The organism is Microbacterium sp. (assembly GCF_052102115.1).
Classification (GTDB): domain Bacteria; phylum Actinomycetota; class Actinomycetes; order Actinomycetales; family Microbacteriaceae; genus Microbacterium.
Window position 1 is genome coordinate 79,896 of record NZ_JBQDVP010000007.1, and the last position, 8,087, is coordinate 87,982.

9 protein-coding genes are annotated in these 8,087 nt (G+C 66.4%); 5 read left to right on the forward strand and 4 right to left on the reverse strand.

All coding sequences use genetic code 11. From position 1 onward, the window contains the following. Positions 1-7: 7 nt before the first annotated feature. Positions 8-604, reverse strand: a complete 597-nt coding sequence (locus ACTICP_RS04240) for a LacI family DNA-binding transcriptional regulator (RefSeq protein ID WP_441889824.1) — start codon at positions 602-604, stop codon at positions 8-10. On the opposite strand from ACTICP_RS04240, the gene ACTICP_RS04245 reads away from it, so the two are divergent. Next, entirely contained in the window at positions 542-2,842 is a 2,301-nt protein-coding gene (locus tag ACTICP_RS04245) for a LamG-like jellyroll fold domain-containing protein (protein WP_441889826.1), read from the forward strand. The two genes, ACTICP_RS04240 and ACTICP_RS04245, sit on opposite strands and share 63 nt — an antisense overlap. 33 nt (positions 2,843-2,875) lie before the next feature. Here the strand turns inward: ACTICP_RS04245 and ACTICP_RS04250 are convergent, their stop codons facing one another. After that, on the reverse strand, positions 2,876-3,757 hold the full coding sequence (locus ACTICP_RS04250) for a helix-turn-helix transcriptional regulator (RefSeq protein ID WP_441889828.1): 882 nt from the start codon (positions 3,755-3,757) through the stop codon (positions 2,876-2,878). Positions 3,758-3,810: 53 nt separating this feature from the next. Between ACTICP_RS04250 and ACTICP_RS04255 the strand changes: the two genes are divergently transcribed. Beyond that, positions 3,811-4,383, forward strand: coding sequence for an ATP-dependent endonuclease (locus tag ACTICP_RS04255; RefSeq protein ID WP_441889830.1), 573 nt, complete (start codon positions 3,811-3,813; stop codon positions 4,381-4,383). A gap of 26 nt (positions 4,384-4,409) precedes the next feature. On the opposite strand, the gene ACTICP_RS04260 is transcribed toward ACTICP_RS04255, so the two are convergent. Next, the gene (locus ACTICP_RS04260) at positions 4,410-5,444 is read right to left on the reverse strand and encodes a hypothetical protein (protein ID WP_441889832.1); all 1,035 of its coding nucleotides are present in this window, start codon (positions 5,442-5,444) and stop codon (positions 4,410-4,412) included. Positions 5,445-5,549: 105 nt separating this feature from the next. Here ACTICP_RS04260 and ACTICP_RS04265 point away from each other — a divergent pair, with 105 nt between their 5' ends. Together ACTICP_RS04265 and ACTICP_RS04270 are read left to right on the forward strand one after the other, a co-directional pair. Then, entirely contained in the window at positions 5,550-6,011 is a 462-nt protein-coding gene (locus tag ACTICP_RS04265) for a DUF3817 domain-containing protein (protein WP_441889834.1), read from the forward strand. A gap of 17 nt (positions 6,012-6,028) precedes the next feature. After that, positions 6,029-6,850 carry an alpha/beta fold hydrolase gene (locus tag ACTICP_RS04270; protein WP_441889836.1) on the forward strand — a complete coding sequence of 274 codons (822 nt, stop codon included), beginning with the start codon at positions 6,029-6,031 and terminating at the stop codon, positions 6,848-6,850. On the opposite strand, the gene ACTICP_RS04275 is transcribed toward ACTICP_RS04270, so the two are convergent. Next, a complete protein-coding gene (locus ACTICP_RS04275) occupies positions 6,847-7,464 on the reverse strand; it encodes a hypothetical protein (protein WP_441889838.1) in 618 nt (205 codons plus the stop codon). The genes ACTICP_RS04270 and ACTICP_RS04275 overlap by 4 nt on opposite strands. A gap of 184 nt (positions 7,465-7,648) precedes the next feature. Here ACTICP_RS04275 and ACTICP_RS04280 point away from each other — a divergent pair. Next, positions 7,649-8,087 (forward strand): Hsp70 family protein (locus ACTICP_RS04280; RefSeq protein ID WP_441889840.1); only part of this gene is annotated, 439 nt, incomplete at its 3' end.

Here is an 8,087-nt window from a genome sequence, read left to right on the forward strand (position 1 = left end):
TGGGGTTTCACTCCCGCGGACGCCCGGATGAGCGTCTGACGACGAGTTCGTGGTCGGTCGTGATCGTTCTGGGCTCGTCGCTGGCGGGGCGGAGGATGAGCCCGACGGCGTGCTGACCCATCTCGAACATGGGTATCCGTGCGGTCGTGAGGGCGGGCGCGACGTCGCCCGCCACGGCGATGTCGTCGAACCCGACCACCGATAGATCCTCGGGCACGCGGACGTCGTGCTGGCGCAATTCGCTCAGGATGCCGATTGCCATGGCATCGTTGAGGCCGACGATCGCGGTGAGATCACGATCGCGCAGCTCTCGGGCGCCGGCGATCCCACCCTCGCGGGTGAACGCCTTCGAGACCACGGTGAGTTCGGCGCCGGCGGCACCTGCTCCCTCGCGCAGGCCCGCGATGCGATCGGAGACGGTGTTGAGTTCGATGGGCCCGGCCACGATGCCGATGCGTCGATGCCCGAGCTCTGCGAGGTGCTGGCCGACCGAGATTCCCGCGCGATGGTTGTCGGGCAGTACGGCATCGATGGGCAGGTGATGACGCCCGATGACTGCGGCGCGCCCTCCGGCCAGCGTGAAGTCGGCGAGCACATCGGTCATCTTCTGCTCCGGGACAACTTCGGATGGTCGGTCCGTGAGGGGTCCTTCCTCGCCGATAATCGGCAGATCTTTCCGCTTCCCGACGATGACGCCGAGAACGGCTTCACCTACCCGGTCGCGGCGTACGACCACAACCGCGATCCGGGGCAGACCGGTGACGCCGGAGTCGCGGTGAACGGAGGTTTCGTCTATCGCGGCGAGATCGCTGAGCTGCAGGGACGCTACCTGTTCACCGATCTGGTGCGCGGCTGGGTGCTGTCGACGAATGCGGACGAGATGGTGCGCAACGACGGAGACATCGACGACCTCGCGACGATCGAACAGTTGCGCGTGTTCGACGACGGGCAGGAGACCACCTTCCAGGACTTGGTAGGCGATAAGCGCGTCGACCTACGATTCGGGTCGGATGCCGATGGCGAGCTCTATCTCGTGTCAAAGGCGAACGGCAAGATCTGGAAGGTCACCGGCGCGCGTGAGGCAGCGCCTTCGTCGCCGTTCGTCCTGCCGGAACTTGCGCCGAATCTGGTCACCCACCACAACTTCGATCAAGCTTCCGAGGCAGACCCGACGGTGGAATCCGATCAGGGCCTGTCGGGGACGGACATCTCACTCGTCAACGGCGGGGCGGAAATGCGTGTCGCCGACCGGGCCTACCCCGGCGCCGGTGAAGCCTTGCAGACCCAACAGATGAGCCCGGGCGCCTCATCGAATGATGACTGGAAGGCTGGCGTGCATGACGCGGCGGGCGTGGAGTCGATGGCGGCCCTCGGAGACACGGACAAGATCTCGGTCATGGGTTGGTTCAAGCCGACCGGTGACCATCCGGCGTTGAACTCGGGCACGGAGAATCCGGACGACGTCTACAACGCGATCGGCCTGGCCGGAGTGCTCACCGGCAACTCCAACGGGCACGATGTGCGCGCACTGCTGGAAGTGATCACCGTGGACGGAGAGCTCAAGGTCGTTGCCCTCGGCCGCCGTGTCGACGGCGGATCATCCTGGACTTTCGCCGCAGACAAGCCATGGGACGAAATCCTGCAGAAGGGGAAGTGGGTACACCTCGCCGCCACCTTCGACTACTCAGCGGGCGAGATGAAGCTTTACATGAATGGCGAGGAGCTGGAGGGCGAGTACACGGCGTCGAACCCGTGGGGTTCTGGGTCTGTCTCGGCCACCAACCCGGCTGGCATCAAGATCGGGGGGAGCTTCCCGCAGAACACGCGCGAAGCCAATCCGTTCAATGGGCGGATGGACGACATCGCAATTCTCGATACCGTCCCGACGCCAGAGCAGATGGCCGCGCAGTACGCGCTGTTCGATGTTCAGCCGAATGAGCCCCCGACGCCGCCCACGTGCACACCGGACGGCTCCGTCATCACCGACGTGATGTCGGAGGACGACTGGGCGCCGCGGACGCCGGACAAGTGGGACTTTCCTGGTGAAGAGGTCGTTCTCACCGAGGCAGGCACGAATCCGGATGACGGCATCCGCCGACCGTTCGAGTACGCCGTCCTCACCGACGGGCCGGAACTCGGTTCGTTCGATCTCAGCGCGCAGGTGCGACTGGACGAGCCGGCTTCTGTGAACAACCGCGACGTGATCCTCGTGTTCGGGTGGCAGTCGGACACGGAGTACTACTACGCCCATCTCTCGCAGGACAACACGATCTACGCGCACAACGGCATCTTCAAGGTCGATAACGCCGACCGTGAGCGGATCGACGACCAGTGGGACGGCGCGGTCGGCGCACCGCCGGCGGTCACCGACGAGGAGTGGCACGACGTCCGCGTCGTCCGGTGTGCGGACAGCGGCGACATCGCCGTCTACGTCGACGGGCTCGACACCCCGCTGATGACAGCGAACGATGACACGTTCGGAGACGGCCGAGTCGGCTTCGGCTCCTTCGACAACTTCGGGCGTCTGCGCGACCTCACGGTGACAGCTGCCGCTGATGATGCGACGGCTCCCGCCGTGACGGTCAAGACTGGCGCGGAGTTCACGGTCGGCCGAAACGGCATCTACAGCAAGGTGTCGTTCAAGCTCCACGACGAGGGCAAGATTGACCGTCTCACGCTCAACGGGGTCGAAAAGGATCTGACGGACGACGTCTGGTCGGATCTCAACGGGGTGGTTCCCGGAGCCTTCGGCGCTGTCGCGGGTGAGAACACGCTGGTCGTGTACGACGTGGCGGGCAATGCCATGACCGTAGATTTCACCCTTGCGGGGGCCGGCGGCTGACCGGCAGCTGACCGCGCTCCGGCGGGGAGACGATCAGACGACGACGGGAGCGCGTCGCGTCGATCGCCAGACGGACGGCGTCATGCCCGTCGCCCGCCGGAACGCCCGGCTGAATCCCTCGTCGGAGGTATAACCGAGGCTGCGGGACGTATCGGACACAGCGCCGCCGGCATCGAGCAGCTGCTTCGCGGTATTCATCCGCACTTCTGTGACGTACCCGGCGGGCGAGCGGCCGAGCGCCGCGTGGAACCGTGCCGCGAAAACCGACCGCGACATGGCGGCGACCGAAGACATCTGCTCGACCGTCCAGTCACGACCAGGGTCATCGTCGACGGCAACGAGCACGCGGTCCAGGAACGGGTCGCCCGTGCGCGACGGCCATCCAGCAGGCGCGCAACCGATCGCTGCCCACGCGCGAATCATGGACTGCACGAGCATCGTCGCCATCATGCGGCAGATGACCATGTCGCCGTCGCGCTCGCTGCGACGCTGGGGTGTCTTGATGCCCATGTGATGAGCGAGCGCGGCCGCGGCGGGCTCGAGGTCGTCGAACCCGCGGATCCATGCGACCGAGGGCAGCAGCGTGCGAAGGTGCGCGGCGGTGGCGGCGAGGGCGAGGCTCGACACGAGCACCCGCGAACCGGCCGGGATGCGGAGCGTTGTCGCCCGCTGCCCCGAGCTGAGCAGCGCGTCGCCGGTGGTGAACGCACGGGGAAGAGTGTCGTCACCGGGGAGGTTGACCTCACCGGCGAGTACGTAGATCAGCGACAGCGCGTCCGGTTCGAGCGCGATCACCTCGTCAACGGATGCGAGGATGCGGTGCTGGGAACGGACGCTGACGGCGATGTCGCCCAGCAGCCGCTCCAAGGCATCATCCCGCACTTCGACGGGAGGGGGCGTGGCGACAAGGCTCATGACTCTGGGAACCGGTCGCCGCCCTCTGGTATTCCGGGCGCTAAGGTCTTCCCATGTCTGACGGCAGTGCGACGCCGCGGGCTGCCGTGCTGTTCGAGGGCAGGAGCGACAGCCTCGCCTTCCGCGCCCTGGCCCGCCGTCGTGCAGCGCGACTGGATGCTGCCGAGCTCATCGAACTCGGCGGGATCACGAGTCTGCGGCGGCAGCTGGCGGCGCTGCGGGCCGCTGGGCGGCGACCGGTGCTCGGCCTCTACGACGGTGCCGAGGAGCGCTACGTCGCCGACGTGCTGCGAGATGCCGGGATGATCGACGACGCCGCGGCGGACCTGCGCGGCATCGGATTCTTTGCATGCGACCGCGATCTCGAAGACGAGGTGATTCGTGCCGCCGGGCACGACGTAGTCCTCGAGACCCTTGCGGCCCGCGGCGAACTCACGCGCTTCCGGGTGTTCCAGGGGCAGCCGGCGCAGCGCGATCGCTCCCTCGAGCAGCAGTTGCACCGGTTCGCCGGCACGGCGGCAGGGCGCAAAGCCCGCTTCGCCGCCGACGTGATCGCCGCGATACCCCTCGAGCGGATGCCGCGCCCGCTCACCGAATTGTTGGATGCCGTGCTGTCCCTGAGCTGACGAGGAGGCCGCGGAACCCGGCCGGCTCAGCCGAGGACGCCGCTGAGCCAGCCGACAACGGCGACGGCGATCACAGCGGCGACCACCGGCACGAACGTCACGAGAAGCCGGCGACGCGTAAGGCGGACGCCTCCGCTATCGATGAAGTCCGGATCGGACGAGCGCTCGTCGACGTAGCGCGCGCTCTGCGACGCCGTTCGGGAGCCGAGAGTCGCGACCAAGCGGCGAGCGAACTCGAGCACGCGCGGGTCCGTCATATCGAACGGACTGCGGGCGATGACGAACATCATGTCGTCGATGATTTCGATGTCGAACCCGGACGCCTCGTCGATCATCAGAGCCATGACGTCGGGTGTCATGACATACAGTGCGTCGGTCTCGTACTCACGCGGGCAGAACAGACGGAAATGGCGATTGAAGTCGCCTTCGAGCTCGAGACGCTGATCCTTTGCGAAGGTCGGCACGCGGTAGGGCCGCACGCGGCGCGGGCCGGCCTGCGAGAACAGGTACATGTGTGGCAGGGTGCGATCGAGTTCGACCCCGATCCAGCCGACCGAGGCCCGCCCGCGCCCCGCCTGGCCGGCGTCGAAGATGTAGTTGCCGACTTCGACGTAGCGCGGCTCGTGCAGATGCATCGGGCTCTCGAACCACGATCCGCTTTTGGTGCCCGAGCGGAACGCGGATGCCGCATGCTCGCGCGGGTCGCCCTCGAGGCGGACGTGCCACCCCTGCGCGATCCCCATCCGCGCGGCACGGTGCAGGCGCCGATGGCGTCGCCGGTTCGTCCAGATGAGCGACGCGGCGAGTCCGATGAACAGCGCGGCGAAGAGCAGGATGAGCCCGCCGATGAGGAACTGCTCACTCGCGGTCATAGTCGGCGAGGGCGTCTCCAGCGTCGCCAGCAGGAGCACGCCGATCGATCCGAACAGCACGCCCAGAATGACGAACAGAGTCACGGCGGGCCAGATGCGGCTTCTGCGACGACTCACCGGCGTCTGGTTGCGCGCCATCGTACGGAAGCCGCCCATCGATTCGAGCGCGTGCATGTCGGACTGGGTCAAGGTGGCCTCCGTGCGGCGTATGCACCCAGGCTAGCGGGCGATGTCGGGCGCTGCAGTGTCGGTCCCGACGGTTACGGTAGTAGGGCCCGTCGAACAAGGAGCACGATGTTCCGCACGCCTGCCCGTCTGTACCGCGTCCTCGCGATCGCCGAGGCGATCACCTGGACCCTCCTCATCGGAGGTCTCATCGCCCGAGCCGTCGGGGCGCCCGGCATCGTGGTGACCATCGCCGGCGGCATCCACGGTTTCGTGTTCCTCTCCTACGGGGCAACCGCGATCCTCGTCGCGTTCAACCAGCGCTGGTCGATCGGTCTCGGTATCTTGGCGGTGGTCAGCGCGATCGTGCCGTACGCGACCATCCCGATGGAGATCTGGCTGCACCGCAAGGGCCGTCTCGGCGGGTACTGGCGCCTGGAGGCGAGCGACCACCCTCAGGATCACACCTGGTACGACCGGACGATGCGGTGGTTCCTCAACCACGCCTGGTTGCTGGTCGTCCTCATCGCCGTTGCCGTGATCGCGCTGTACGTGATCCTGCTGATCATCGGCCCTCCCGGCGGGAAGTGACCGACAGGCGGATGCCGGTGCACACCCTCCGAGAGACGTTCGTCTGGAACGGCCGGACGGTCGCCTGGGATCGGTTCGGGTCCGGTCCTCCCGTCGTGTTCCTGCACGGAACGCCGTGGTCGTCGGCGCTCTGGCGGCCGCTCGCCGAGGCGCTCGCCACGCGCTTCACCGTGTATCTCTGGGATATGCCGGGGTACGGTCAGTCGTCGAAGGATGCCGCGCACGCCGTGGATCTCGGCACTCAGGGCGAGCTGTTCGCCGCGCTGCTGACAGAGTGGCAGCTCGACCGCCCGAACGTCGTCGCGCACGACTTTGGCGGCGCCGTCGCGCTGCGCGCACGGCTGCTGCACGGAGCACGCTACCGTTCGCTCTGTCTCGTGGATGTCGTGGCGCTCACCCCCTGGGGATCGCCGTTCTTCACCCTGGTGAAGCAGCATGCGGATGTCTTCGCGCAGCTGCCGGCCGCCGTGCATCGCGGTGCGATCGAGGCGTATATCCGCGGCGCGAGCCACCGCGGCCTGCGTGACGATGACCTCGCGATGCTCGTCGAACCGTGGCTCGGTGAGCGCGGCCAACCGGCGTTCTATCGGCAGATCGCCCAAGCCGACGAGCGCTTCACCGACGAGATCGAATCGCTGTACTCGACGATCGACGAACCCACGCACGTCGTGTGGGGCGCTGACGATACGTGGATCCCGGTCGATCGCGCGCACCGCCTGCAGTCGTCGATCCCCGGCTCAACGCTGGCGATCATCGAGGGGGCGGGGCACCTGATCCCGCTCGATGCGCCGGCGCAACTGGGCATCGAGGTCAGCGGCTGGCTCGAGTCACAGCGCTAGCCGAGCGATTCGGGCTCGATGGAGATCACGTTCTTCGAGAGCACGTCGAGGACGGCGGCGTTCACGTCCACACCATCGCACATCACCATGACCTGAACGGAATAGTCCAGGGCTGCGAAGGCGCGTACGGCCATGAACCGGCCGAGTCCGTCGATGGTGATGGAGAACTGACGATGGGCGACCTGCGCCTCTTCTGATCCGTACTTGAGGAAGTACCCATCGGTGACCAGGCCGTCGAGGTCACCCAGATCGTCGCCCACGTCGGCGGTGATCACGGCATCGCTGGCCTCCCGATCGTCCATGACGGCGCTGTTTCCCAGGGCGCCGCCGCCGAATGCCGCCGTGCATGTTCTGTCGGTGTTGATGTACATCCAGCGCCCGGGCTCCGTCAGGTGCGTGACTTCCTCCCAGTTGTCGTCGTTGGCGAAGCCGTCTCCCCAAGAGACGTCGGCGTCGGGCGGCAAGGTGGCTCCGTCGGTGAAGGAGACCGAATCGAGAGTCGGGGCGCTGGCTTCAGCGGTAGGTTCGGGTCCCGGCTCTGCACTGCATGCGCTCAGCGCCACTATGAGTACGAGCGCACTGAGGGTTGCGAGCGGGGCCAGCTGTTTTCTCATGGTCAGTGAGCCTATTGATTCCGAAAGATCCGTAGTCGGCTTGTGGATAACCAGAAGTTGAGTCAGTTCATATCAAGTTCATTTGACAGTGCTCCGACGGGAGCGTACAGTTGAGCCATCGCGACTCAGGTTTCTGAATCGCCCACAATCTTCACTTACGCACTTCAACCAGAAGGAGAATCACATGGCACGTGCTGTTGGAATCGACCTCGGAACGACGAACTCCGTCGTCAGCGTCCTCGAGGGTGGCGAGCCGAAGGTCATCGCCAACGCCGAGGGCTTCCGCACGACCCCGTCGGTGGTCGCCTACACCAAGGATGGCGAGGTGCTCGTCGGCGAGACCGCGAAGCGCCAGGCCGTCACCAACGTCGACCGCACCGTCGCATCCGTCAAGCGCCACATGGGCACGGACTGGAGCTTCGACCTCGACGGCAAGAAGTGGACGCCGCAGGAGATCTCCGCGCGCATCCTCATGAAGCTCAAGCGCGACGCCGAGTCGTACCTGGGCGACACCGTGACCGACGCTGTCGTCACTGTCCCCGCATACTTCAACGACGCCGAGCGCCAGGCCACCAAGGAGGCCGGTGAGATCGCGGGCCTCAACGTCCTGCGCATCATCAACG